Origin of the sequence: Streptomyces sp. GESEQ-4 (assembly GCF_017948455.1) — a bacterium.
Classification (GTDB): domain Bacteria; phylum Actinomycetota; class Actinomycetes; order Streptomycetales; family Streptomycetaceae; genus Streptomyces.
In genome coordinates this window covers 135,948-161,427 of sequence record NZ_JAFFSU010000017.1, presented here as the reverse complement: position 1 = coordinate 161,427, position 25,480 = coordinate 135,948, and the positions used below count along the sequence as shown (strand labels likewise).

Here is a 25,480-nt window from a genome sequence, read left to right as displayed (position 1 = left end):
GGCATGCGGAACACGGGTGGGGATCAAGTACAGGAAGCCGTCGCGAGCTGCGTCGCTCTCCTGCGGACGGCCACGGACCGGGACTGGGAAGGCGTCAAGGCGGGTCGGATGAGCTGGAGTTGCCGCGGCACCGCGTTCCATGTCGCCGAGGATCTGATCGCGTACGCGGGCCAGCTCGCCGGACGCGCGCGGGACCGGTGGGTCCCGTTCGAGATCGTGCCCGAGGAGGGCATCGACAACGACGGCGTCCTGGAGGTGATCGAGACGTCCGGCGCGCTGTTCGCGGCCACCCTGCGCAGCACGCCCCGTGAGGTGCGCGCCTTCCACCCGTACCCCTTCCGCAGCGCGAACCGCGAAGGCTTCGCGGCGATGGGGATCGCGGAGGTGCTTCTGCACACGCATGACATCGCCGAGGGGCTCGGCCTGTCGTACGAAGCACCCGCCGAGCTCTGTGAGTCCGTCCTCACCACGCTCTTCCCGGATGTCCGCCCCGGCCCCGCGCCCTGGCCCACCCTGCTGTGGGCCACCGGCCGCGGCGACCTGCCCGGCCGCGCACCCGTCACCCAGTGGCGCTGGCACAACAACCTGGCCCTCCCCACCGACCGCCTCACCCTCGAGGGTGTCACCCCCGCGACCGCCGCCGACCTGCACGCGGGGGGTGACGGCGGGTTCGAGTGGGTCGACGGCGAGCCGTTCGAGGGCACCCGCGTGGCCTCCGGGATGCTGGTGAAGGCGTATGAAGAGGGGCTGCTGCGGCCCGAGTTCGGGGTGTTCGTGCTGGTGCGGCGGGAGGACGGGCGTGCCGTCGGTGCGATGGGCTTTCATGCGGCGCCGGACGACGAGGGCATGGTGGAGATCGGGTACGACCTGGTCGAGGGCGGCCGCGGCCATGGGTATGCCACGGAGGCGCTGCGCGCCCTGTCGGCGTGGGCCCTGGCCCGGGACGACGTCCGGCGGATCATCGCGAAGGTCGACCAGGGCAATCTGCCGTCGCAGGGTGTCGTGACCCGCGCCGGATTCGAAAAGGTCGGTGAGGACGAGGAGTTGTTCGTCTACGAGTTGCGCGGCTGACCGCTACGAGCTGCGCGGCCGACCGCTACGAGCTGCTCGGCTGACCTCGCCCCTTCGGCCGCCGCAACCCCGCCCCGTGCAACAGCCGCACCACCTCCCGGCTGCTGACCTCCACCGCCCCGGCGGCCACCACGTCCGCGTAACGGTGCGAGGGGATGTCGTAGTGATCCCGTTCGAAGGCGCGGCGGGGTACGCCCAAGCCCTCGGCGAACGTGTGGAGTTCGTCGTAGGAGACGTCGCTGACGAGGTGGGACCACATGCGGCCGTGGCCGGGCCAGGTGGGCGGGTCGATGTAGAGGGTCACGACGAGGCGGTCCCGCCGGCGCATGAACCGAGGGTGCCGACGGAGGCGACCTTCACGCCCGCCTTGTGGCACACCCAGTGCGGGTCGGGCCCCAGTTCCGGTTCTACGTCGAGGGCGTGCGGGTCGCCGGAGCCGCAGACGGGGCACAGGGGCCAGCGGCCGTACCGCTCCAGCAGCGCGTCCTGGACGTCCTGGGCGATCAGCCCGGCCACGAACACCGCGCCCTCCGGCCACTGCTCCACCCACCAGCGCCGCTGTACGACGGACTCCTCGACCAGCGACACCACGTCCGCCTCGGCGACATCGCCCGCGACCAGGTCGGCGAGCACGAGAGCGCGTGCCGCGTGCAACGCCTGCTCCAGGGGGCTGACAGAGGAGCCGGGAGAGTCGGGGGAGTCGGTGGGATCCATGTCTCCCATTGTGCGCACTCTTGACCATCACGCCGAGCCGAAAATATCTTTCAAGAGTGACCCAGGAAGTGAAGGAAATTTTCGGAACCGGCAACGGCACCCGACCTGGCGGCGCGCCCCCCGCGCCCGCCGCTCTCGCGGCCAAGGTGCGCACCCTCGCCCCCTCGATGACCCGTTCCATGCAGCGCGTCGCCGAAGCCGTCGCCCAGGACCCGGCCGGCTGCGCCGCCCTCACGGTCACCGGCCTCGCCGAACTCACCGGCACCAGCGAGGCGACCGTCGTCCGCACCGCCCGTCTGCTCGGATACCCCGGCTACCGGGATCTGCGCCTCGCCCTCGCCGGGCTCGCCGCCCAGCAGCAGTCCGGGCGGGCCCCCGCGCTCACCACCGACATCGCCGTCGACGACCCGATCGCCGACGTGGTCGCCAAGCTCGCCTACGACGAGCAGCAGACCCTCGCGGACACGGCGGCCGGGCTGGACACGGTGCAGCTGGGCGCGGCGGTGTCGGCGCTGGCCTCCGCGCGCCGGGCCGATGTGTACGGGGTCGGGGCGTCCGGGCTGGTGGCGCAGGACCTCACCCAGAAGCTGCTGCGGATAGGCCTGATAGCCCACGCGCACAGCGATCCGCACCTCGCCGTGACGAACGCGGTGCAGCTGCGCGGCGGTGACGTGGCGATCGCGATCACGCACTCCGGGTCCACGGGGGACGTCATCGAGCCGCTCAGGGTCGCGTTCGAGCACGGGGCCACGACGATCGCGATCACCGGGCGGCCGGACGGTCCGGTGTCGCAGTACGCCGATCATGTGCTGACGACGTCCACGGCCCGGGAGAGTGAATTGCGGCCGGCTGCGATGTCGTCCCGCACGAGTCAGCTCCTCGTGGTGGACTGCCTGTTCATCGGGGTCGCGCAGCGGACGTACGAGACGGCTGCGCCCGCGTTGTCGGCGTCGTATGAGGCGCTGGCGCATCGGCATCGGAACGGTTCGCGGTAGACGTAGGTCCGCCCCTGATCCTTGAGTGCCCCTGATCCTTAAGTGACCCTCGAGTGACCCTTGAGTGAAAGAGCCGCCCCCTCATGACCTCCACCTCTCCCCAGCGCGACGTCCGTGCCGAGTTGGAATCGCTGACCACGGAAGCCTTCCGGCCCGAACTCTCCGAGATCGACCAGCTGCCGACCCTGGAGATCGCGCGGCTGATGAACGGCGAGGACACGACCGTCCCCACCGCCGTCGCCGCGAAACTCCCGCAGATCGCCGCCGCCATCGACGCCGTGGCCGAACGGATGGCCCGTGGCGGCCGGCTCGTCTACGCCGGTGCCGGAACCGCCGGCCGCCTCGGTGTCCTGGACGCCTCCGAGTGCCCGCCCACCTTCAACACCGACCCCTCCCAGGTCGTGGGCCTGATCGCGGGCGGCCCTGCGGCCATGGTCACCTCCGTCGAGGGCGCCGAGGACTCCGCCGAGCTGGCGAGACGGGACCTCGACGGGCTCGGCCTGACCGCGCTCGACACGGTCGTCGGCGTCTCCGCGTCCGGCCGCACCCCGTACGCCGTCGGCGCCGTGGAGCACGCCCGGCAGCTGGGGGCGCTGACCGTCGGCCTGGCGTGCAACGCGGACAGCGCGCTCGCGGCGGCTGCCGATCACGGCATCGAGATCGTCGTAGGGCCGGAGTTGCTGACCGGATCCACCCGCCTCAAGGCAGGCACGGCGCAGAAACTCGTGCTCAACATGCTGTCGACGATCACGATGATCCGGCTGGGCAAGACGTACGGGAACCTGATGGTCGATGTACGCGCCTCGAACGAGAAGCTGCGCGCCCGCTCCCGCCGTATCGTCGCCCTCGCCACCGGCGCGTCGGACGAGGAGATCGAGGCCGCGCTCGCCGCCACGGACGGCGAGGTGAAGAACGCGATCCTGACCATCCTCACCGGCGCAGACGGCCCGACGGCCGCCCGCCTTCTGGAGGAGTCCGGCGGCCATCTGCGCGCCGCGCTGGCGGCGGCGAAGGGCTAGCCCGCACGCTCACCGCATGCACACCCCGCACACCCCACACACCCCCGCGACCACGGCCGCCGCCCTCCTCCCCCTGGTAGGCGGCCCCACGAACGTCACCTCCGTCGCCCACTGCATGACCCGCCTCCGCCTGGGCCTCGCCGACCGCTCCCTGGTCGACGACGAAGCCGTACGGGCCGTGCCCGGCGTCCTGGGCATGGTCGCCGACGACGACACGTACCAGATCGTGCTGGGGCCGGGGGTGGTGGCGAGGGTGACGCCGGAGTTCGATGCGCTGGTGACGTCGGCGGCTCAACTAGCCGTACAGGGCTATGAGTTGAAGGAAGCCCAGCGTGAGCGCAACGCAACCCCCCTCAAACAGACCCTCCGCCGCATCGCGAACATCTTCGTCCCCCTCATCCCCGCCCTCATCGGCTGCGGCATCCTCGCGGGCGTCAACGGCCTGCTCCTGAACGCCGGTTGGCTGCCCGGCCTCACCCCCGCCCTCACCGCCATCGCCGCCGCCTTCATGGCCCTGATCTCGGTCTTCGTCGGCTACAACACGGCGAAGGAGTTCGGCGGCACACCGGTGCTGGGCGGGGCGGTGGCGGCGATCGTCGTATATCCCGGAGTGGCGAAGGTGACGGCCTTCGGGGTCACCCTCGCTCCCGGCCAGGGCGGAGTGCTGGGCGCGCTGGCGGCGGCGCTGCTGGGGACGTACATCGAGAAGTGGTGCCGCACCCGAGTCCCCGAGACCCTCGACGTCCTGGTAACCCCCACCCTGACCGTCCTCATCTCCGGCCTGGCCACGCTCTACGGCCTCATGTACGCGGCCGGCGAGATCTCCACCGCCGTCGGCACCGCCGCGAACTGGCTCCTCACGACGACCGGCGCGCTCGCCGGCCTGATCCTGGGCGGCCTCTTCCTCCCCCTCGTCATGCTCGGCCTCCACCAGGCCCTCATCCCCGTCCATGTGACGCTGATCGACCAGCAGGGCCACACCACCCTGCTCCCCATCCTCGCCATGGCCGGCGCGGGCCAGGTCGGCGCGGCCCTCGCGGTGTACGTCCGGCTGCGCCACGACACCTCCATCCGTACGACGATCAAGTCGGCCCTCCCCGCAGGGCTGTTGGGCGTCGGGGAACCCCTGATCTACGGCGTCTCCCTCCCCTTGGGCCGCCCGTTCCTGACCGCCTGCGTGGGCGGGGCGGCGGGCGGCGGCTTCGTGGGCCTGTTCGCGATGCTCGGGGAGGGGGTCGGGGCGACGGCGATCGGCCCGTCGGGCTGGGCACTGTTTCCGCTGCTGGCGGGGGATGGAGGGTGGGCGGTGACGGTGGCGATCTACGCGGGCGGCCTGGTGACGGGGTACGGGGTTGGGTTCGCGGCCACGTATATGTTCGGCGGCTTGAGCGCCCCCGAAGGGGCGCGGGGAACTGCGCGACAAGCCACAACGGACCCGCAGATGACCGAGTAGCGTGACCGCATGTCCTCCGCAGCAACGACCACATTTCAGATCGGCGGCAACTTAGAGGTGGGCCGACTCGGATTCGGGGCGATGCACCTGCCGACAGACCCGGCTGATGCGCGCGCCGCCGCCATCGCGGTCGCGCGACGGGCCGTCGAACTGGGCGTCACCCTGATCGACACGGCCCACATGTACGGCTGGGGCGCGAACGAGGAGCTGCTAGCCGAGGCCCTGCACCCATACCCGGACGACCTCCTCGTAGCCACAAAGGTCGGCATCTCCCAAGTCGACGGCGAGTGGCAGCAGGACGCCAGCCCCGCCGGGCTACGCGCGGGCGTCGACGCGGCCCTGCGCCGACTCCGCCTCGACCGCATCGAACTCCTCCAACTCCACCGCATCGACCCGAAGATCCCGGTGACCGACCAGGTCGGCACACTCGGCGAGCTGGTGACCGAGGGCAAGGTAGGCCGGATCGGCCTGTCGGAGGTCACAGTCGCCGAACTCACCGAGGCACGAACCGTCGCCGACATCGCCAGCGTCCAGAACCGCTACAACCTGCTCGACCGCGAGCACGAACCCGTCCTGGAGGCCTGCGAGGCAGCGGGCATCGCCTTCCTCCCCTGGCGCCCGGTCGCCCACGGCACATCGGCCACGACCGCCGAGATCGCCGCCGTAGCGACAGAAGTCGACGCCACGGCAACGCAAGTGATGCTGGCCTGGCTCCTCGCACACTCGCCGGTGATGCTGCCGATTCCGGGAACGGCGAAGACGGCTCACCTGGAGGAGAACGTGGCGGCGGCGGAACTGGAACTCACGGAGGAGCAGATGACACGCCTGGACAAGCTCCACGCCGGTAACCCGTGACCTCGGCAATCCATGTCAGCAATATTGGTGCGGCGCACCACAGTTGACACACTGCTGCCCACGCGGCCTGGAAGACCTGGGCCACAACGTTCACGGGGAGCAGCCATGGCGTCGATCGGGTTGGCCGCAGCCATCGAGGAACTGCGGCAGGAGCTCTACCAGGCCCAGGCCCAGGGCGCCCAGCAGCAGTTCGCCTTTGAAATCGAGGAAGCCGAGCTGGAGCTGCTGCTGGAGCTGCGCAACGACGTCAATGGCAGTGGGAAACTGCAGTTCGGGGTGGCCACGGCAAGCGCGGGCGCCGGACACTCTTCCTCCCGCTCACACAGGCTGACGCTGAAGTTGCAGATCAAGGACCGTGCCACCGGCGGAACCAACCCCGAAATCGGCCATCGGCAGTCGGGTTCATGGAACGACGAGGCCTGACTTGGACCGTCGGAGGCTCGTCCTCATCCGAGGTGGCGATGACACCGGGTTCCGCCGGATCGGCAGCGGATACCTGATCGCACCACGTCTGGTGCTCACCGCCCGGCACGTGGTCGAGCAGAGGCATGCTGCTCCGTGGCCTCGGATCGACACGCGCGTGGGGCATCCCCAAGACGATGATGTACGCAGCAGTCGGGCGTCGGTGTGCTGGACGCACCCGGACGGTCGTGATGTCGCCCTGCTGCTGCTCACGGACACCGTCGAGGTACCGGGACCGGCGGTTCGCTGGGGCTGCCCCAACGGCACGGCCCCCCTGCCTTACAACGCACTCGGCTTCCCTTCGGCGTCCGTCAGGGACGGGCGGCACAGCGTCGAGCACATGAGAGGCGAGCTGCCCCCGCTGGCTGGCGGCGTCGGCCCCCAGGACCGGTACGTCCTGGACCAGGGCCCCGCGCCAGGCGTACGCACGGATGGCGGGCAGCCGTGGTCGGGCGCCTCCGGCAGCGCGGTTTTCTGCGATGACCATCTCATCGGCGTCGTCATCCACGACGACGCGGCGTTCGAGAACCGCCGCCTGCATGCGTGCCCGGCCCGCGCCTTCACCGACGACCCCGCGTTCACCGAACTGCTGTCACGCTACGGTGACGGCCCCCCGCGGCTGGTCCGCATTGGGGGTGCAGACGACGGGGACGACTTGGAGCGTTACCTACGCTCCGCTCGACTCGCCGCCGCCCAGCACCCGTACCCCGGAGTGGTCCCAGGTACGATGCCGCCGCTGTCCAACATCTACGTACGGCAGCAGGTCGTACGGCAGCAGCCGCCACTCAAGGACGCCGCACTCGGCTCGGAGAGCCTGCTCACCGTGGCGCCGCAGCAACCGGCCGACGAGGTCCTGACCGGCGACGGCGTCCGCCTGGTGGTCGCGGGACCGGGCGGCGGCAAGTCCAGCCTGCTGCGCACTCGCCTCGCCCACGGCGTCAGAGACTGGCTGGACGACCCCGACACGAGCCCGGTACCGGTCCTGGTACCCGCGGCCGCCCTGAACGGGGCACCGCTCACCAGAGCCCTGGCCGAGACGGTCAACGCCCAACTTCGCCAGTACGGCCTCACGGCTCCCCTGCCGGACGACTTCTTTGAGGGGCGACCGCGACGTGGAACGCGATGGCTGGTACTGGTCGACGGTCTCGACGAGGTCACGAGCCGCGACGGCCGCGAGGACGTCCTGAAGACCGTGACCCATGCCGGTGACCCGTACGCGTTCATCGTGGCCACCCGTCCCGTGCCCGAAGTCGAAACCGGCGTCCTCGGCCCGGAGGTCCCGCGTTACCACTTGGAGCCCTTCGACCCCGACGAGCTGGAACGCATCGCATGCGGCTGGTTCCGCGCCCTCGAACTCACCGAACCCGATGAGGCCGCCAAACGGTTCACGGGCGCCCTCGGCCCGGCCGGGCTGACCGATCTGGCCCGTGTCCCGCTGACGATGTCCATGCTCTGCCAGCTCCACGCCACTGCTCCGGAAAGGCCGCTCCCCCGTGGACGCGGCGAGATCTACCGGAACTTCGTGGAGTTGCTGCACGGACGCCAGTACGCCGTCGGCACATCGGGAGCCGTGCACCAGGCCAAGGCCGCCATGAAGCAGTACGGTTCCGACGCCGAGGCCAAGGCGGAGCGCACCGTCCAGAGCCTCCAGAGACTGCTCGCCTACCTGGCGGGCAACGAGCTGATCGCCAGTGATGATGAGCGGCACGTCGTGGACATCGTGCAGGAGCACGAGTGCGCCGAACGCCCTGAGGCGGTGCCGGAGCACCGATGGCGGGACTTCCTGGAGTCGGTCCTGTGCGGCACCGGCCTGCTGACCCGCCGCTCCGACGACCTCGTTTTCACCCACCACACGTTCGTCGAGTACTTCGCCGCTCTCCACGTCACCAGTGATGAAAAGAGACTCCGCAGCTTCTTCCGTGCGATCTTCATCAACCCGGCCCGCTACATCCCCTTGAGGTCGTACGCCCCAGCAGTACGACCGTGGCTGTGGTTGAGCAGGTACTGGCGACCGCCGATCTACGACATGTTCGACGGTTTCCTCCTCGATGTCACACCTGACGACTACCCCCTGAAACAGGAGTTCCTGAGCCGGATGGCGTCTCGGCGTGCGGGACTGGATGGCTTCGAGTTTCTGATCGGCCAGGCGCGATTGGGAACGTCCCTGCCCAAGGACATCATCCAGAGCGCCGTGAACCTAACCCGTCAGGCGGTCCACGACAGCACCCTGGACGACTACGACCGTCTCGCGGCGGCGAGAGTACTGGCCAGGAACGATTCAGTCGGCGGCGTCGAACTCCTCCGGGGCCTTACCCACGACAGCACCCTGGACGGCTACTACCGCATGGCGGCGGCAAAGGACCTGGCTGACATCGAAACCGCCGGGCTCACGGGACTTTTCCGGAACCTCGCCCAGGACAGGACCCTGGACGGCTACCACCGAACGGAGGCGGCGTGGTTCCTGGCAGAGCTGGATCCAGCTAACTGCACCGATCTCCTGCTCGCCCTCACCCAGGACAACACCCTGAACGACTCGCAGCGCGGGCAAGCGGCAAGGGCGCTGGCCAGGATCGATCCAGCGGCCGGTACCGAATTCGCCGATCTTCTCGCCCGCACCGAGTCCATGGGGCACTTCCACCTCGTGGCATCGGTGGAAGTGCTGGCCAAGGTCGATCCAGAGGCTGGCATCCAACGTTTGCGCGCCCTCGCCCACGACAGAGACCTGAGGGACTTCGACCGGGTGCAAGCAGCGTGGGAGCTGGCCAGGCTCGATCCGGCCGACGGCGCCGAAGTGCTGCGCGCCCTCGCCCAGGACAGCACGTTGGCGGGCCATGCACGCGTGGCAGCGCCAGTAGGCGTGGCCTTCACCGATCCAGAGGGCGCCGCCGAACTCTTCCGGGCTCTTTCTCTTGACCCCACCCTCCACGCCTCCGAGCGTCTGACAGCAGCGCATCGACTTCTTCTGTACAACCCGTCCCAAGGGCTGGCGATGCTTCGCGAGCTACGTCGCGACAACGCCCTCGGGCTCATCCATCGCTGCCGAGCGGCCGCATGGTTGATCAGGAACGGGCGCAACAGAGACTCAAGGTGACAGAAGCGCCGGCTCGGCCCCAACGCCCGCGCTCAACAGGGCAGCCTCCCCTCTCTGTTGACGCCCCGCACCCGAGCCCGCAGCACCTCCTCCCGCGGCGCGGGGCCCACTGCATCGGGCGGGCAGTCCCACTCCCGCCCGCCCCCGACCGGCCGCAACCGCACTGCGCCGCCCGCGTGTCCCATGACCTCGCCGATACGCCCGCTGCGCACGTCCACGACGTGCGTGCCGATCGCCGGCTTCTCCCCACGCAGCACGGAGGCCAGCTTCTCGGCGGTACGGACATTGCAGCGCCCCAGGTCGACCAGGGCGAACGGCTCATCGCTCGCGCCGCTGACGGGGTCCACGCACAGGGACGGCAGCAGGACGCCTACACCCACGAGAGCCTCCTTCAAGGTCGCCACCACTTCTTCGGTCGAGCGCACGCTTGCTCCTCCTTCACGTTGAGTTCGTGATTCACGACACAACGTGTCCGCCGCCTGCCTAACCTGGCCATACGGAGCGCCCCAACAACCTCTGTTGTCGAACCGGGAGTTGCCATGGCAGGACCGAGGGACCTCGACCCGTCGTCGTCGCCGCGTGCGTTGCTAGGCGCGGAACTCCGTCACGCAAGAGAGAAGGCCGGGCTGAGCCAGGAGGAACTGGGCGGCCGGGTCTTCGTCAGCGGCTCGTTCATCGGCCAACTGGAGGCCGGGACACGGAGGATGCAGCCGGATCATGCGCGGTTGTTGGACGAAGTGCTGGGGACGGGGGACTTCTTCACGCGCAACTGCGGTGCGGCAGCCAGGTCCCGCTATCCAAGGTATTTCGCCCAAGCGGTAGAAGCCGAGGCAGAGGCCACGGCCATCCGCCAGTACGCACCGTCATTGATCCCAGGACTACTCCAGACTCCCGCGTACGCACGAGCCGTGTGCCGCGCCTACGACCCAACGGGATCAGCCGAAACCATCGACAAACTGGTCGCCGATCGGATGGCGCGGACCTGTCTACTCGATGACCCGACAAAGCCGTTGTTGTGGGTGGTGCTTGACGAGGCCGCACTACGCCGGGAAACGGGTGGCCGAGCGGTGATGGCAGAGGTGCTGCGCCACATTGCCGGGCTGGCCCGCCGAGGTCGGGTCATCGCGCAAGTGCTGCCGTTCAATGCGGGCGCTCACACATTGATGCAGGGTCCGCTGAAGCTGATGGACTTCGATGCTGCTCCCCCGCTGATCTACTACGAAGGAGTCGGCTCTGGGCAACTGGAGGACGACCCGGCCACTGTCGCCCACCACAGGCTTCTCTTCGAACTCGTCACGGCCTCCGCGCTCCCGCCGGAGAAGTCCCTGGCCTTGATCGAGGCGTTGGCGCAGGATTACTCCCATGAGGAACACCCCTGACTACGACTTGAGCACGGCGATCTGGCACAAGTCCAGCCACAGCGGCGGCGATGGCAGCGACTGCCTCGAAGTCACCCACGACCTCCCCGCCCTCGTCCCCGTCCGCGACTCCAAGAACCCTCAAGCCCCGAACCTCGTATTCCGAGCGTCGGCCTGGTCGGTCTTCGTCAATGCGGTTCAACGCGGACAGGAACTGACCTAAAGGCCCTCTAGCGTGGCCGTCATGACACAGACCACGCACACCGCCACCGCCGCCGCCACCGACGAGCGCGCCGACCTGCTGGAAGCGCTGGCCAAGCAGCGGTACTTCCTGCGCTTCACCACCCGCGACCTCACCGACGAACAGGCCGGTCAGCGCACCACCGCCAGCGAACTGTGCCTGGGCGGCCTGATCAAGCACGTCGCGTCGACGGAGCGGAGCTGGGTGGACTTCATTCTGAACGGCCCCTCGGCGACGGACGACTTCACCGCCATGACCGAGGCCGACTGGGCGCAACGGGCCGACGAGTTCCGGATGCTGCCAGGCGAGACGCTGGAGGGCGTGCTGGCGGAGTACGAGGAAGTGGCCCGCCGGACAGAGGAGTTGGTCGCCGCCCTGCCCGACCTGAACGCGGCCCATCCGCTGCCCAAGGCCCCGTGGTTCGAAGCCGACGCTCGATGGTCGGCCCGCAGGACGCTGCTGCACATCATCGCCGAGACCGCCCAGCACGCCGGCCACGCCGACATCATCCGCGAGTCCCTGGACGGCGCGAAGAGCATGGGCTGACCCGGCCCGAAGCTCAAGCCGCCAGCTCCAAGCCCTCTTTTCAAGGAATGGGTGGAGGGCCTCAACCCGCCCTCCCACCCCGCGTGTTGACTTGACGCGTTCGGCTTGCCACGCACCGTGACGATCGTCTAGCGTCCCGAACAACGAAACAGCCCCCGCCAGGTGCTAGCAACACCTGCGGGGGCTTAACCAACGAGATCGAAGGCTGACGAGGTCCGATCCCATGGCTGACGCCAAGCTTAATGCTGCCTTCCTGCCCGCGCACGCCTCCCCGCACCCAATGGCCAATCCGGGTTACGGAAAACGCTCCGCCCCTGACCAACTCCCCGGCACGGCTCACGACTTCGCCCACCTCCCACCCCGCGAAGCCGCCATCGCCGCATTCATCGACCGCCTCCCCGACGGCGCCGACATCTCCGTAAAAACGCTGGCCAAGACGCTCCCGTACGGCCAATGCGCCCTGCGCACCGCCCTCAACAACCTTCAGCAGGCAGGGCACTTGCGCCGAGGGCGCGAGCACATCGCCGACTCCGGCAGCCAGCGCTGGATCACCCGAACGTGGTTCAGCCGTAACGCACGTGACGACACCTGGTGGGCGACCTTCGCGCGCGGCGACGTACCGGAGGAAGCGCCACCGGAACGCTCCCGCCCGACCCGTTCCCGCGCCCACATCCTCCTCGCCGCCCTCGGTCGCACCGCCCCCGTCCTGTCCCTCTCCGAGGCCGACTGCGCAGCCCTCGCTCCGCTGGTGACGGAGTGGTTCGCGCGGGGTGCGACCGACGAGGCCGTATTGCACGCCCTGACCACCGGCCTGCCGACCCCGGTCCACCACCCGGCGGCCCTGGTCCGCAGGCGGCTCACCACAAAGCTGCCACCGCCGCCCGAGGCCGCACGCCCGCCCCTCCGCGTCCTGGAGTGCGGCAAGTGCGGGACACCGGGACGGCCGGAGGCCCTGCCCGGCGGCATCTGCGGCGCGTGTCGGGGTGAGCCCGCCTCTGTCCAACGCGACGCGCCCCTGGCGGCCTCCGCAATCCATGCCCGAGCGGCAGAGATCCGTGCCGCAATGTCCCAAAGGCGACACGAGAGGACGCTCACATGACCGCTCCCACGGTCCGACGACACCACGTCGGGGCACGATGGAGGGGAGGAGGCGACGTAATGACCCCTGGCACCGCCGAACGCCCACAGATCTCGAACGAGGACTTCGCGGAACTGGCCCGCAAGGCTCCGGAAAACGTGCAGCTCGAACTCCTCCACGGGCGGCTGTACGTCAAGGGTGACCGGATCACCGTGGAGGACTTCGAAGAGCTGGCCCGCAAGGCCCCTGAAGGGGTCAAGCTCGAACTGATCGACGGAAAGCTAGAGGTCAAGCCCGTGCCGGACAACCGACACAGGGCCATCGTCGTGTGGCTCACGCGGCTGTTCATGGTGCAGCGCCCCGAGCTGGCCCTGTATCCCGAGCAAGAGCTCAAGATCGGCGCGTACCGTAAGGGCCATGCCTGTGCGGACGGAGCGCTGGCACCGCTGGATCACTTCATCGCCCAGGAAGACGACTGGGCAGATCCGGAAGGCGTCCTGATGGTCATCGAGGTCACCTCCCACGACCGCGACACAGACCGGCGTGACCGCATCGACAAGGTCCGCGGCTACGCGGAGGCGGGCATCCCTGTCTACCTGCTCATCGACCGGGACGTCGACACACTCACCGTGTTCAGCGAGCCGATGAACTCCACCTACCAGCAGAGGCCCTCGTACCCCTACGGAGCCCTCGTCGACCTACCCGACCCCGTCAACATCACCCTCGACACCGAAAAGCTCAAGGACTACGCAGACTGACCCCATGAACCACGCCCAGCTAACCGCCCTCGGCCGCGCCCTCCGCCTCCTTGGCGAGCACGGTGAGGCGCTCACCGGCGACACCCCCGACGCCCGTCTCCACGAGGTCAAGGCCGACCTCCGCCGTGCCCTGGACCTCCTCGACGAGAGCGTCAACGGCGCCGCCCCCGCCACCCGCTGCCCCGAGCACCCCACGGGCCCGGTCGACGAGAGCGCCCCCGACCTGTGCCTGCTCTGCGAGACCAGGCGCCGCGCCGCCCGCCGTTCCGAGATCAACAGAACAGCGCCCCGCCCTCAGTCCGTCTCCCCCGTCCCCTCCCGGTACGGCGTCCGCGACGACCGTCCGCAGCCGCAGCAGCGCTGGCTGCCGGAGATGTGGAACGGCCAGGTCTGGCAGCTGTGCGGCACCCCGCGCCGCGACCGGCGCGAGGCGGAGCTGTATCTCGCCGCCCAGCGCCGCGGACCGCGCCCGGCCATGGCATACCGGCTGGTGCACGAGTTCACCGACTACGAGGTGCTGCGCGTGTGGGGCACACCGGTACACGTCGACATCGAGCCGCTCGGGAACCTGTAAACACCGGGGCCTGCGAATACGAACGTCCCCTACGACTTCACCGCCGTCTCCGCGCCCGCCGGCTCCGACGCAGCCCGCGCCGCCCCCACCCGCTCCGCCTGCTGGCGCGGGATCAGCGAGGCCACCGCGAAGGCCAGCAGCGCCGCGCCCGCGCCCACGGCCAGAACGACCTTGAAGCCGTTCTGGGACGGGAGGGCGTAGCCGCCGAAGTCCGTCGTCATCTGGGCCAGGATCACACCGGCGATGGCGCTCGCCGACGACGTACCGATGGACCGCATCAGGGTGTTGAGGCTGTTCGCCGCGGCTGTCTCCGACGCGGGCACGGCAGCCATGATGAGCGCGGGCATCGAGCCGTAGGAGAAGCCGATACCGGCGCCGATGACGCAGGACACCAGGACGAAGTGCCAGACCTCGGACATCAGGACGATGTTGAGGAGGTAGCCGGCGGCCACGATCAGGGCACCGATCATCAGCGTGACCTTCGGGCCACGCGCCTTGGACACCGCGGCGGAGACCGGCGCCGTCGCCATCATGACCAGGCCGGACGGTGCCATGACCAGACCGGCGATCAGCATGGACTTGCCCAGGCCGTACCCGGTCTGCGCGGGCAGCTGGAGCAGCTGCGGCAGGACCAGGGACATCGCGAACATCGCGAAGCCGACGGCGATCGAGGCGAGGTTGGTGACCAGGACCTGACGGCGGGCGGTGGTGCGCAGGTCGACCAGCGGCTGCTCGGTGCGCAGCTCCCACCAGCCCCACAGCAGCAGGACGACGACGGACGACAGGAACAGTCCGATCGTGGTGGCGCTGCCCCAGCCCCAGTCCGCGCCCTTGGAGATCGCCAGCAGCAGGCAGACCAGGCCCGCGGCCATACCGAGGCCGCCCACCAGGTCGAACCGTCCGCCGGTGCGCACCTTCGACTCCGGTACGAGCGTCAGCACCAGGCCGAGTGCTACGACGCCCAGTGCGGCCGACGTCCAGAAGAGCGTGTGCCAGTCGAAGTTGTCGGCGATGAGCGCGGCGGTGGGCAGTCCGAGGGCGCCGCCGACGCCGAGGGAGGCGCTCATCATGGCGGTGGCGGAGCCGAGCCGTTCGGCGGGGAGTTCGTCCCGCATGATGCTGATGCCGAGCGGGATCACGCCGGCGGCGAGGCCCTGCAGGACCCGGCCGATGACCATCGGGACCAGGGACTCGCTCAGCGCGCAGACCACCGAACCGGCTATCAGCATCACGACACTGACCAGCAGCATCCGCCGCTTGCCGAACATGTCACCGAGCCGGCCGACGACCGGCGTCGCCACGGCCGCGGCGAGCAGTGTCGCCGTGACCGCCCACGCGGTGTCCGACGCGAGGGCGTCGAGCAGCTTCGGCAGCTCCGGGACGATCGGGATGACCAACGTCTGCATCAGCGCGACGACGATTCCGGCGAAGGCCAGCACCGCCACCACGGCGTTCGGCCTCGGCGATGGGGGCCCCTCCCACGCCTTTCGGGCAGTGGGGGAGGAGCCTGCCGCCTCGGCGGGACGGGCGAGGGCGTCGGACATGAGGGGGCCTCCGTAGGAGCGCAGTAAGCTTGACCAAGGCAACTTTAAGTCAGTTGATTGACTTAAGCAAGCAGCACTCTCGCTCCTCGGAAACGCCCGGAAACGCCCGAGGGCGGCACCCCCTGCTGAACAGGGAGTGCCGCCCTCGGTCGTAGGACAGACGATCGACCGGAGTCGATCAGAAGTCCATGTCACCGCCCGGCATGCCGCCGCCGGCCGGGGCGGCGCCCGCCTTCTCCGGCTTGTCGGCGATGACGGCCTCGGTGGTGAGGAACAGCGCGGCGATGGAGGCGGCGTTCTGCAGAGCGGAACGGGTCACCTTCGCCGGGTCGATGATGCCTTCGGCGATCATGTCGACGTACTCACCGGTCGCGGCGTTGAGGCCGTGGCCGACGGGCAGGTTGCGCACCTTCTCGACGATGACGCCGCCCTCGAGACCACCGTTGACGGCGATCTGCTTGAGCGGGGCCTCCAGGGCGAGCTTCACGGCGTTGGCGCCGGTCAGTTCGTCACCCTCGAGCTCCAGCTTCTCGAAGACCGTGGAGGCCTGGAGCAGGGCCACGCCGCCACCGGCGACGATGCCCTCCTCGACGGCCGCCTTCGCGTTGCGAACGGCGTCCTCGATGCGGTGCTTGCGCTCCTTGAGCTCGACCTCGGTGGCGGCACCGGCCTTGATGACGGCCACGCCGCCGGCCAGCTTCGCCAGACGCTCCTGGAGCTTCTCGCGGTCGTAGTCCGAGTCGCTGTTCTCGATCTCGGCGCGGATCTGGTTGACCCGGCCGGCGACCTGGTCGGCGGAGCCGGAGCCGTCGACGATGGTGGTCTCGTCCTTGGTGATGACGACCTTGCGGGCGCGGCCCAGGAGGTCCAGGGTCGCGTTCTCCAGCTTGAGGCCGACCTCCTCGGAGATGACCTCGCCGCCCGTGAGGATGGCGATGTCGCCGAGCATGGCCTTGCGGCGGTCACCGAAGCCCGGAGCCTTGACGGCGACGGACTTGAAGGTGCCACGGATCTTGTTGACGACCAGGGTCGACAGAGCCTCGCCCTCGACGTCCTCGGCGATGATCAGCAGCGGCTTGCCCGACTGCATGACCTTCTCCAGGAGCGGGAGCAGGTCCTTGACCGAGGAGATCTTGGAGTTGGCGATCAGGATGTACGGGTCGTCGAGGACGGCCTCCATACGCTCCATGTCGGTGGCGAAGTACGCCGAGATGTAGCCCTTGTCGAAGCGCATACCCTCGGTGAGCTCCAGCTCCAGACCGAAGGTCTGGGACTCCTCGACGGTGATGACGCCTTCCTTGCCGACCTTGTCCATCGCCTCGGCGATGAGCTCGCCGATCTGGGTGTCGGCGGCGGAGATGGAGGCGGTCGAAGCGATCTGCTCCTTGGTCTCCACGTCCTTGGCCTGGTCGAGCAGGGCAGCGGAGACGGCCTCGACGGCCTTCTCGATACCGCGCTTGAGGGCCATCGGGTTGGCGCCCGCGGCTACGTTGCGCAGGCCTTCCTTGACCAGGGCCTGGGCGAGCACGGTCGCCGTGGTCGTACCGTCGCCGGCGACGTCGTCCGTCTTCTTGGCGACTTCCTTGACCAGCTCGGCGCCGATCTTCTCGTACGGGTCCTCGAGCTCGATCTCCTTGGCGATGGAAACACCATCGTTGGTGATCGTGGGGGCGCCCCACTTCTTCTCGAGGACGACGTTCCGGCCCTTGGGGCCAAGGGTGACCTTGACGGCGTCGGCGAGCTGGTTCATCCCGCGCTCGAGACCGCGCCGTGCCTCCTCGTCGAACGCGATGATCTTGGCCATGTGAAGTGGTCCTCCCGGACTGGGGTGGATTGCTCCGGACCGCGCTGGCGCCCGCGACGGACGGCTCGCCTGCCTGTGGTTCCTTGCCCCACCCGGCCTGCGGGCCTCACCGACCCGGTCCTGGTTGTCACTCTCACCTTCAGAGTGCTAACGCCAATGATTAGCACTCGCCCATGCCGAGTGCAAGCGCTCCTCAGTGATCCTCAGGCGAGACAAGGGGTCCGGGACCTGCTCCGGACATGCCGGAGGGCTCGCAACCCATGACTCCCCATGGGAAACGAGCCCTCCGAAGTTGAACCAAAGAACGTCGCTGCAGTCAGTCGGCGCGTGCTTCAGCTGGTCGCGAGACGGACCATGTCCGCCTGCGGCCCCTTCTGGCCCTGCGAGATCTCGAAATCGACTCGCTGACCTTCTTCCAGGGTGCGGTAGCCGTCCATCTGAATCGCGCTGTAGTGGACGAATACATCCGCACCACCGTCGACCGCGATGAAGCCGTACCCCTTCTCCGCGTTGAACCACTTGACGGTGCCCTGAGCCATGCCTAACTCCCCTATTACTGGCCCTTGCACAGATCCACACTTCGCGGATCCGGGTCAGACCTCACCCCCCACGGTTGGGGGCGTGCGCCGGAACGCGTCGACCGCGGCTGAATGTATCTGTCCAACTGCCGTCTGCAACAGGTCAATCGGACGAGAAATCCGGGCGCGACCGGTCGGCGAAATGCGGAGGAATTGTGTAAATCCAGGGCAAGTCGGACCCGATAAAGGGAGCGAATGACGCAAAAGGCCCGCGTACTTTGGCTACTTCTTGTCGGCCGTGCGGGCGGAACTCATATGCGCGCGGCATGAAAGCCCGAGCAGGTTCCCCAACTGTACCGTGCTCAACCATAGAGAATGGCCCCCTCCGCTTCTCTCACGGAGGGGGCCATTCGATGAACAATGCGTGATTCAGCCGCCCGCGACCGCCGGAATGATCGAGACACCGGCCCCGTCCGGCGTCGCCGTCTCCAGCCCCTGCTCGAAACGGACGTCGTCGTCATTGACGTACACGTTGACGAACCGCCGCAGCTTCCCCTGGTCGTCGAGGATGCGGGCGGCGATGCCGGTGTGGTTCTTCTCCAGGTCGGAGATGACGTCGGCGAGGGTCGCCCCCTCGGCGGAAACCTCGGCCGCACCGCCGGTGTAGGTGCGCAGGATGGTAGGGATACGGACGCTAACGCTCACGATGTGACCTCCGGTCAGTCAGGCGCCCCTCCAGGGGCGCGGGGAACTGCGCGACCAGCCCCCACGGGCCCGCAGACAAAACCAATGGGACGGGACCTACCCGAGACCCGCCTCGCGGAACGAGTCCAGGCTGGGCCGAATCGTCGCGGTGAGCCCTGTCCCGGCAACCGCGTCAAGGGTCTTGAGACCATCACCGGTGTTGAGAACGACCGTGGTCTTGGTCGGGTCGAGGACACCGTCCTCGATGAGCTTCCTCGCGACGCCCACCGTCACACCACCGGCGGTCTCCGCGAAGATGCCTTCCGTCCGCGCCAGCAACTTGATCGCATCGACGACCTGCTCGTCATTCACGTCCTCCACCGCCCCGCCGGTACGGCGAGCGATGTCCAGGACATACGGACCGTCCGCCGGGTTGCCGATCGCCAGCGACTTGGCGATCGTGTTCGGCTTCTGCGGCCGGACGACGTCGTGCCCGCCCTTGAAGGCGACGGACACCGGCGAGCAGCCCTCGGCCTGCGCACCGAAGATCTTGTACGGCTTGTCCTCGACGAGCCCGAGCTTGATCAGCTCCTGCAGACCCTTGTCGATCTTCGTGAGCTGCGAGCCGGAGGCGATCGGGACCACGAGCTGGTCGGGCAGCTGCCAGCCGAGCTGCTCGCAGATCTCGTACGCCAGGGTCTTGGACCCTTCCGCGTAGTACGGCCGCAGGTTGACGTTGACGAAGCCCCAGCCCTCGCCGGCCGGGTCGCCGATCAGCTCGGAGCAGAAGCGGTTCACGTCGTCGTAGTTGCCCTCGATGCCGACGAGTTCGCCGCCGTAGACCGCGGCCATGACGACCTTGCCCTGCTCCAGGTCGTGCGGGATGAACACGCAGGAGCGGAAGCCGGCGCGGGCGGCGGCGGCGCCCACCGCACCGGCCAGGTTGCCCGTGGAGGAGCAGGACAGGGTGGTGAAGTTGAACGCACGCGCGGCCTCGATGGCCTGGGCGACGACGCGGTCCTTGAAGGAGTGCGTCGGGTTGCCGGAGTCGTCCTTGATGAAGAGCTTGCCGGCGTCGACACCCAGCTCGCGCGCGAGGTTGTCGGCCTTGACGAGCTTGGTCCAGCCCGGGTTGATGTTGGGCTTGTCGGCCACGTCCGCGGGGACGGGCAGCAGCGGTGCGTACCGCCAGATGTTCGCGGGTCCCGCCTCGATCTGCTTGCGGAGCTCTTCGGCGTCGTAGGCCGAGAAGTCGTAGGCGATCTCGAGCGGGCCGAAACACTCCTCGCAGGCGAAGACCGGGCCGAGGGGTACTCGGTGACCGCATTCGCGGCACGAGAGCGCCGCGGCGGGGCCGAGGTCCACGGTGGGGGTGGTGCTTGCAACTGTCTGCGCAGCCATGTGAGGCGAGGCCCTTTCTCCTCATCTTCCTCACGACGCATCTCGCCGTGAGACGGATTTGGCACCTTCCCTAGCCGGGAGCCTCGCGGAGAACGATCAACACTGATCTACGAGTACCGACTGGAGGGTTGCCGGGGCTTCAACGGGCCGTATCCCTCTGCCCCTCTGGATGAGCGGTATTCAGTTGTAGACGCAAACGACCCCCGACATGCGATGGTCATCAGCGTTGTTCAAGACTGTAACCGAAGGCCAGGACAGTTGAGATAGTCGTCCGAACCGCGAGATGGATCACACACCTCTAGTCGTGATCCGCGACAGTGAGGAGCCGCTTACTGTGCTGGAAGAAGTCGAGCGCTGGTTGAGCGCACGCTCCTGGTCCCTGACCGATCGCCCGCTGCACAAGATCCTGGCCGCGAAACGCGCCACGGGCCAGACCGTCAGTGTCGTGCTGCCCGCGCTCAACGAGGAGGAGACGGTCGGCGAGATCGTCGCCGTGATCCGTCACGACCTCATGCACCAGGTCCCGCTCGTCGACGAGATCGTCGTCGTCGACTCGGGATCGACCGACCGCACCTCCGAGGTGGCCGCCGCCGCGGGCGCCCGGGTCGTCCACCGCGACGACATCCTGCCGCGCATACCGGCCGTCCCCGGCAAGGGCGAGGTCCTGTGGCGCTCGCTCCTCGTCACCAGCGGTGACATCGTCTGCTTCATCGACGCGGACCTGAAGGAGTTCTCGTCGGACTTCGTCACCGGCATCGTCGGCCCGCTGCTCACCGACCCGGAGGTCGACCTCGTCAAGGGGATGTACGACCGTCCGCTCGGCGGCGCGGCAGGCCAGGGCGGCCGGGTGACGGAACTGATGGCCCGCCCCCTGCTGAACATGCACTGGCCGCAGCTGGCCGGATTCGTCCAGCCGCTGGGCGGCGAGTACGCGGCCCGCCGCTCCCTGCTGGAACAGCTCCCGTTCCCCGTCGGCTACGGCGTGGAGCTGGGCATGCTGGTCGACGCCCTGCATCTGGTGGGCCTGGATGCCCTCGCCCAGGTCGACATCGGCGTCCGCAAGCACCGGCACCAGGACGGCCAGGCCCTGGGCCGGATGTCGGCCGCGATCTACCGCACGGCCCAGCTCAGGCTGGCCCGTGGGCATCTGATCCGCCCCTCCCTCACCCAGTTCGAACGGAGCGCGGACGGATTCGAACCCCGCACCTACTCCGTGGATACGGAGGAACGACCTCCGATGGCCGACATCACCGAGTACCAGTCCCGCAAAGCGGCATAAACGTGCGCGTGGCGTAACGGAACGCGCCGGTTGTATACCGCTGAGCCGCACGTTTGAGCGGTTCTGGCCTGGGCTAGGTTGTGGCGTATGGCTGCAACTTTCGGTGCTGCGCAGGTACTGGTCGCCTCCAACCGCGGCCCCGTCTCGTACGGGGTCCGGGAGGACGGCTCGCTGCACGCCAAACGCGGCGGCGGCGGGCTGGTGTCCGGTCTCTCCGCGATCGGGTCGGACGCGGACGCTCTGTGGGTCTGCTCGGCCCTCAGTGACGGCGACCGCGAGGCGGTCCGGCGCGGAGTCGGCGAGTCCGGTGTGCGGATGCTGGACATTCCGGCCGACGTGCACGCGGACGCGTACAACGGCATCGCGAACTCGGTCCTCTGGTTCGTCCACCACCTGCTGTACCAGACGCCGCTGGAGCCGGTCTTCGACGCGGAGTTCCGGCGCCAGTGGGAGTCGTACGTCCGCTACAACCGCGCGTTCGCCGATGCGCTGGCCGAGGAGGCGGGGGCCGGGGCGGCGGTGCTGGTGCAGGACTACCACCTGACGCTGGTGCCGGGCATGCTCCGCGAGCTCCGCCCCGACCTGCGGATCGGCCACTTCTCGCACACTCCGTGGGCGCCGGTGGAGTACTTCCGCATGCTGCCGGACGACATCGCCGAGCAGGTGCTGCGCGGGATGCTCGGCGCCGACCGGCTGGGTTTCCTCACCCACCGCTGGGCCGACGCGTTCACCGCGTGCGCCGAGGCCCTCGTCGGCGGGCTCGGCGACACCCGGGTCGGTGTGCACGGGCTGGGCGCCGACGCCGACTTCCTGCGCCGGCGCTCGCACGAGACCGACGTCGAGGAACGGATGGCCGCGCTGCGGGCCGAGATCGGCCCGGGCCGCCAGACCATCGTCCGGGTCGACCGCACCGAGCTGTCCAAGAACATCGTCCGCGGCCTGCTGGCGTACCGGCAGCTCCTCGACGACCACCCCGAGCTGCGCGGACGGGTCGTGCATGTCGCGTTCGCGTATCCGTCGCGGCAGGATCTCGCCGTCTACCGGGAGTACACGGCCGAGGTGCAGCGGGTCGCGGAGGAGATCAACTCCGGGTACGGGACGCCGGACTGGACGCCGGTCGTGCTGCACGTCAAGGACGACTTCGCCCGCTCGCTGGCGGCCTACCGGCTCGCGGACGTCGCCCTGGTCAACCCGATCCGCGACGGCATGAACCTGGTCGCCAAGGAGATGCCGGTCGTCTCCGACGAGGGCTGCGTGCTGGTGCTTTCGCGGGAGGCGGGGGCGTACGAGGAGCTGGGCGAGGACGCGATCACCGTGAACCCGTACGACGTGACGGGCACGGCCGAGGCGTTGTACGAGGCGTTGACGATGCCGGCCGGGGAGCGGGGCGAGCGGACGAAGCGGCTGGCGGCGGCAGCGACTTCACTGCCGCCGGCGCAGTGGTTCCTGGACCAGCTGAACGCGCTACCCGATACGGGCCGCCAGCTCCGCCAGTAGCCGTACGACCCCCGCCGGACCGTCCACCACCACGTCCGCCCGTTCCCTCAGCTCGGTCACCTCGTCGCTGCCGCTGCACACCAGCAGGCCGGGGGTGCCGTCGGAGCGGAGCTTGTCGATGGCGGCGTAGGCGGGAAGGTCGCCGAGGTCGTCGCCGGCGTAGAGGACGGACTCGGCGCCGATGTCGCGAGCGTGGTCGGTCAGGGCCACGCCCTTGTCCATGCCCGGCGGGCGGAGTTCGAGGACCAGGCGACCCGGCTCGACGATCAGGCCGTGGCGGGTCGCGAGGTCGGCGAGCGGCTCGCGGAGGGCCTCGAAGGCGGCCTGGGGATCGTCGGCACGGCGCGTGTGCACGGCGACGGCCCGGCCGCCCTTCTCCTCGACCCAGGCGTTGGTCCCGTCCAGGAGCGTCGGCAGCTCCGCACGGACGGCGGCGACCCCGGGGTGCGCCGGCGGGGCGGTGACGGCATCAGTGACGGCATCCCAGCGCTCGGCGCCGTAGTGGCCGAGGACCACGAGATGTTCCAGCCCGGGAACACCGGAAAAGCCCCCGTACCGGACGGCGACCTCCGCCGGACGCCCGGTGATCACCGCAACACCGGCCACCTTCGGCGCCAGCGCGGCCAACGCCGGCACCGCCCCCGGATGCGCCCGCGCCCGCTCCGGATCCGCCACGATCGGCGCGAGCGTCCCATCGAAGTCAAGAGCGATCATCGCCGCGCTGGGCCGCTCGAGAAGAGCAGCAAGCCCGGCCCGACCGAGCGGGGTGGCGGGGTTCGGCAAGGCTTCATTTGTCGAGTCCACAGACCTGACCATATCCACGCAGGCCAGCTCAGCGCCCCGTCAGGGGCGCGGGGAACTGCGCGACCAGCCACAACGGCGCAGCAGACAAACACTGCACCGAACGGAGCGCTACCGTTCCGCCCGCCGCGCTTCCCTGACCCTTCTCAGCCTGTTCACCGTCACCGGATCGTGCGCCAGTGCCCTCGGGTCATCCAACAGCGCATTCAACAGCTGGAAATACCGCACCGGCGCCAACCCCAGCTCCTCCCGTATCGCCCGCTCCTTCGCCCCCGGCCCCGGAAAACCCCGGCGCTCGAGCGCGAGGATGTCCCGCTCCCTGCGGCCCAACTGCTCCATGCCCCGCACGCTATCCCCCGCCACTGACAGCGGGACCGGCGTCACTCGGAGCTCGCGGCCGAATCCGCCGTCGCCTGCAACTGCTTCAGCACCGCCGACGGATTGCCGCCGGAGCCCACGGCCTGCCCGATCCGCTCCTTGACGGCCGCGCTGACCTCGGCCCAGGAGGTCTTGCCGACCGGATAGAGCTCCGAGAGCGGCAACTCATCCAGGAATGGCTTGAGATCGGCGTCCTGCTTCGCCTCCGTCATCGTCGCGGACGCGTCCGTCGTGACCGGCAGCAGGTCGTACTCACGCGAGAAGTCCAGCACGTTCTTCTCGTCGTACACGAAGTCGAGGAAGTCGCCGACCTCCTCGGCGTGCCCGTTCTTCTTGAACGCCGTCATCCAGTCGGCGACGCCCATCGTGGCGTCGCTCTCCCCGTCGACGCCGGGCATCGGCACCATGCCGAACTTCACGCCCTGCTTCCCGGCCATGTGCATCAGCGAGGGGTGCCCGTTGAGCATGCCGACGTCCCCCTTGGCGAACGCGGCGAAGGCGTCGGCGCGGTTCAGCTCGCCCGGCGCGACGGGCCCGGTCAGGCCCTTGCCGACGAGTTCGTCCTTGAGCCAGGTGAACGTGTCGACGTTCTGCGCGGAGTCGATGCCGTAGGTGCCGTAGCCGTCGGTGTAGCCGCCCCCGCCACTGAGCAGCCACTGCATCGTCTCGGCCTGCGCCTCCTCCGGCCCCAGCGGCAGGGCGTACGGGTACTTCACCCCGTCCGCCTTCAGCGCCGCGGCGTCGGCGGCGAGCTCGTCCCAGGTGGTCGGCGGGGTGAGGCCGGCCTTCTTGAAGAGGTCCTTGTTGTAGAACAGCAGCCGGGTGGAGGCGGCGAAGGGCATGCCGTACTGCATCCCGTTCACCTGCCCCGCCTTCGCGAGCTGGGAGGCGAAGCCGGCCTGGGTGGCGATGGAGAGCAGGTCGTCGGCGCGGTAGAGCAGACCCTTGTCCGCGTAGTCGGCGTACGCGCCGATCTGCGCCATGTCCGGGGCCTGGCCGGCGTCAGCCAGCTCCTTGACCTTGCGGTCGACGTCGTTCCAGGAGTAGACGCTGACCTGGATCTTCACCCCGGGGTGGGCGGCCTCGTACTCCTCGACCAGCTTGTCCCAGTACTTCTCGGAGCTGTTGGCCGCGCTGTCGCCGTAGTCGGCCGCGACCAGCTTCAGGGTCACCTCGTCCGCGTCGTCGCCGAGGCCGCAGCCGCCGAGCACCGCCGTCATGCCCAGAGCGGACACCACCGCGATCGCCCCTGTCCTCTTCCGCCCCTGCACAGCTCTCCTGCCCCATCCTTCGCGATCACGCAGCACGATCGCGAAAACTTTCGATACGTAGCCATAAGGTCTACACCACGCAAGTGGA

Annotated in this window: 26 protein-coding genes and 1 riboswitch; of the genes, 15 read left to right on the top strand and 11 right to left on the bottom strand. The window is 69.0% G+C overall.

Annotated features, from left to right (window positions below):
* Positions 1 to 3: 3 nt before the first annotated feature.
* On the top strand, positions 4 to 1,071 hold the full coding sequence (locus KCH48_RS29100) for a GNAT family N-acetyltransferase (RefSeq protein ID WP_210577870.1): 1,068 nt from the start codon (positions 4 to 6) through the stop codon (positions 1,069 to 1,071).
* A 25-nt stretch (positions 1,072 to 1,096) separates the two neighbouring features.
* On the opposite strand, the gene KCH48_RS29095 is transcribed toward KCH48_RS29100, so the two are convergent.
* A complete protein-coding gene (locus KCH48_RS29095) occupies positions 1,097 to 1,375 on the bottom strand; it encodes a DUF4031 domain-containing protein (protein WP_210577892.1) in 279 nt (92 codons plus the stop codon).
* Positions 1,372 to 1,785 (bottom strand): hypothetical protein, encoded by a 414-nt coding sequence (locus tag KCH48_RS29090; protein ID WP_210577869.1) that lies wholly within the window; start codon positions 1,783 to 1,785, stop codon positions 1,372 to 1,374. The genes KCH48_RS29095 and KCH48_RS29090 overlap by 4 nt, the downstream gene beginning before the upstream one ends.
* A gap of 56 nt (positions 1,786 to 1,841) precedes the next feature.
* On the opposite strand from KCH48_RS29090, the gene KCH48_RS29085 reads away from it, so the two are divergent.
* The 6 genes from KCH48_RS29085 (at position 1,842) to KCH48_RS29060 (ending at position 9,660) form a co-directional block, all read left to right on the top strand.
* The gene (locus KCH48_RS29085) at positions 1,842 to 2,780 is read left to right on the top strand and encodes a MurR/RpiR family transcriptional regulator (RefSeq protein ID WP_210577868.1); all 939 of its coding nucleotides are present in this window, start codon (positions 1,842 to 1,844) and stop codon (positions 2,778 to 2,780) included.
* Positions 2,781 to 2,863: 83 nt separating this feature from the next.
* Positions 2,864 to 3,799: an N-acetylmuramic acid 6-phosphate etherase gene (murQ, locus tag KCH48_RS29080; RefSeq protein WP_210577867.1), complete on the top strand. Its 936-nt coding sequence runs from the start codon at positions 2,864 to 2,866 to the stop codon at positions 3,797 to 3,799.
* Between the two features lie 16 nt (positions 3,800 to 3,815).
* On the top strand, positions 3,816 to 5,252 hold the full coding sequence (locus tag KCH48_RS29075; RefSeq protein WP_210577866.1) for a PTS transporter subunit EIIC: 1,437 nt from the start codon (positions 3,816 to 3,818) through the stop codon (positions 5,250 to 5,252).
* A 9-nt stretch (positions 5,253 to 5,261) separates the two neighbouring features.
* The gene (locus KCH48_RS29070; RefSeq protein WP_210577865.1) at positions 5,262 to 6,107 is read left to right on the top strand and encodes an aldo/keto reductase; all 846 of its coding nucleotides are present in this window, start codon (positions 5,262 to 5,264) and stop codon (positions 6,105 to 6,107) included.
* A 105-nt stretch (positions 6,108 to 6,212) separates the two neighbouring features.
* Complete coding sequence (locus KCH48_RS29065; RefSeq protein WP_210577864.1) at positions 6,213 to 6,530, top strand: trypco2 family protein; 318 nt, start codon at positions 6,213 to 6,215, stop codon at positions 6,528 to 6,530.
* A complete protein-coding gene (locus tag KCH48_RS29060; RefSeq protein ID WP_307840974.1) occupies positions 6,463 to 9,660 on the top strand; it encodes a trypsin-like peptidase domain-containing protein in 3,198 nt (1,065 codons plus the stop codon). The genes KCH48_RS29065 and KCH48_RS29060 overlap by 68 nt, the downstream gene beginning before the upstream one ends.
* 32 nt (positions 9,661 to 9,692) lie before the next feature.
* Here KCH48_RS29060 and KCH48_RS29055 read toward each other — a convergent pair whose 3' ends face one another.
* Entirely contained in the window at positions 9,693 to 10,085 is a 393-nt protein-coding gene (locus KCH48_RS29055; RefSeq protein ID WP_210577862.1) for a hypothetical protein, read from the bottom strand.
* Between the two features lie 114 nt (positions 10,086 to 10,199).
* On the opposite strand from KCH48_RS29055, the gene KCH48_RS29050 reads away from it, so the two are divergent.
* The 6 genes from KCH48_RS29050 to KCH48_RS29025 all read left to right on the top strand — a co-directional run bounded on the left by KCH48_RS29050 (position 10,200) and on the right by KCH48_RS29025 (position 14,215).
* The gene (locus KCH48_RS29050; RefSeq protein ID WP_210577861.1) at positions 10,200 to 11,039 is read left to right on the top strand and encodes a helix-turn-helix transcriptional regulator; all 840 of its coding nucleotides are present in this window, start codon (positions 10,200 to 10,202) and stop codon (positions 11,037 to 11,039) included.
* Entirely contained in the window at positions 11,023 to 11,241 is a 219-nt protein-coding gene (locus KCH48_RS29045) for a DUF397 domain-containing protein (protein WP_210577860.1), read from the top strand. Before KCH48_RS29050 ends, KCH48_RS29045 begins: the two co-directional genes overlap by 17 nt.
* A gap of 21 nt (positions 11,242 to 11,262) precedes the next feature.
* Entirely contained in the window at positions 11,263 to 11,805 is a 543-nt protein-coding gene (locus KCH48_RS29040) for a DinB family protein (protein WP_210577859.1), read from the top strand.
* Between the two features lie 223 nt (positions 11,806 to 12,028).
* Positions 12,029 to 12,904, top strand: a complete 876-nt coding sequence (locus KCH48_RS29035) for a hypothetical protein (RefSeq protein WP_246886029.1) — start codon at positions 12,029 to 12,031, stop codon at positions 12,902 to 12,904.
* Positions 12,901 to 13,641, top strand: a complete 741-nt coding sequence (locus tag KCH48_RS29030; protein WP_307840973.1) for a Uma2 family endonuclease — start codon at positions 12,901 to 12,903, stop codon at positions 13,639 to 13,641. Before KCH48_RS29035 ends, KCH48_RS29030 begins: the two co-directional genes overlap by 4 nt.
* 4 nt (positions 13,642 to 13,645) lie before the next feature.
* Positions 13,646 to 14,215, top strand: coding sequence for a hypothetical protein (locus KCH48_RS29025; protein ID WP_210577858.1), 570 nt, complete (start codon positions 13,646 to 13,648; stop codon positions 14,213 to 14,215).
* A gap of 29 nt (positions 14,216 to 14,244) precedes the next feature.
* On the opposite strand, the gene KCH48_RS29020 is transcribed toward KCH48_RS29025, so the two are convergent.
* The 5 genes from KCH48_RS29020 to thrC all read right to left on the bottom strand — a co-directional run bounded on the left by KCH48_RS29020 (position 14,245) and on the right by thrC (position 20,166).
* On the bottom strand, positions 14,245 to 15,759 hold the full coding sequence (locus KCH48_RS29020; RefSeq protein ID WP_210577857.1) for an MFS transporter: 1,515 nt from the start codon (positions 15,757 to 15,759) through the stop codon (positions 14,245 to 14,247).
* 178 nt (positions 15,760 to 15,937) lie between these two features.
* Entirely contained in the window at positions 15,938 to 17,563 is a 1,626-nt protein-coding gene (gene groL, locus KCH48_RS29015) for a chaperonin GroEL (protein ID WP_210577856.1), read from the bottom strand.
* Positions 17,564 to 17,895: 332 nt separating this feature from the next.
* Entirely contained in the window at positions 17,896 to 18,102 is a 207-nt protein-coding gene (locus KCH48_RS29010) for a cold-shock protein (RefSeq protein ID WP_019057200.1), read from the bottom strand.
* Positions 18,103 to 18,510: 408 nt separating this feature from the next.
* On the bottom strand, positions 18,511 to 18,786 hold the full coding sequence (locus KCH48_RS29005; RefSeq protein WP_210577855.1) for a MoaD/ThiS family protein: 276 nt from the start codon (positions 18,784 to 18,786) through the stop codon (positions 18,511 to 18,513).
* A gap of 96 nt (positions 18,787 to 18,882) precedes the next feature.
* Positions 18,883 to 20,166 carry a threonine synthase gene (gene thrC / locus KCH48_RS29000; protein WP_210577854.1) on the bottom strand — a complete coding sequence of 428 codons (1,284 nt, stop codon included), beginning with the start codon at positions 20,164 to 20,166 and terminating at the stop codon, positions 18,883 to 18,885.
* A gap of 18 nt (positions 20,167 to 20,184) precedes the next feature.
* Positions 20,185 to 20,342, bottom strand: a riboswitch (SAM riboswitch).
* 158 nt (positions 20,343 to 20,500) lie between these two features.
* Here thrC and KCH48_RS28995 point away from each other — a divergent pair.
* Both KCH48_RS28995 and KCH48_RS28990 read left to right on the top strand, forming a co-directional pair.
* Complete coding sequence (locus tag KCH48_RS28995; protein ID WP_210577853.1) at positions 20,501 to 21,445, top strand: glucosyl-3-phosphoglycerate synthase; 945 nt, start codon at positions 20,501 to 20,503, stop codon at positions 21,443 to 21,445.
* 87 nt (positions 21,446 to 21,532) lie between these two features.
* Positions 21,533 to 22,942, top strand: coding sequence for a trehalose-6-phosphate synthase (locus KCH48_RS28990; protein WP_210577852.1), 1,410 nt, complete (start codon positions 21,533 to 21,535; stop codon positions 22,940 to 22,942).
* On the opposite strand, the gene otsB is transcribed toward KCH48_RS28990, so the two are convergent.
* From otsB to KCH48_RS28975, 3 genes are all read right to left on the bottom strand, one after another.
* The gene (gene otsB / locus KCH48_RS28985) at positions 22,910 to 23,758 is read right to left on the bottom strand and encodes a trehalose-phosphatase (protein ID WP_210577889.1); all 849 of its coding nucleotides are present in this window, start codon (positions 23,756 to 23,758) and stop codon (positions 22,910 to 22,912) included. The two genes, KCH48_RS28990 and otsB, sit on opposite strands and share 33 nt — an antisense overlap.
* A 96-nt stretch (positions 23,759 to 23,854) precedes the next feature.
* Positions 23,855 to 24,082, bottom strand: a complete 228-nt coding sequence (locus KCH48_RS28980) for a DUF3263 domain-containing protein (protein WP_210577851.1) — start codon at positions 24,080 to 24,082, stop codon at positions 23,855 to 23,857.
* 41 nt (positions 24,083 to 24,123) lie between these two features.
* Positions 24,124 to 25,341, bottom strand: coding sequence for an extracellular solute-binding protein (locus tag KCH48_RS28975; protein WP_210577850.1), 1,218 nt, complete (start codon positions 25,339 to 25,341; stop codon positions 24,124 to 24,126).
* Positions 25,342 to 25,480: the final 139 nt, after the last annotated feature.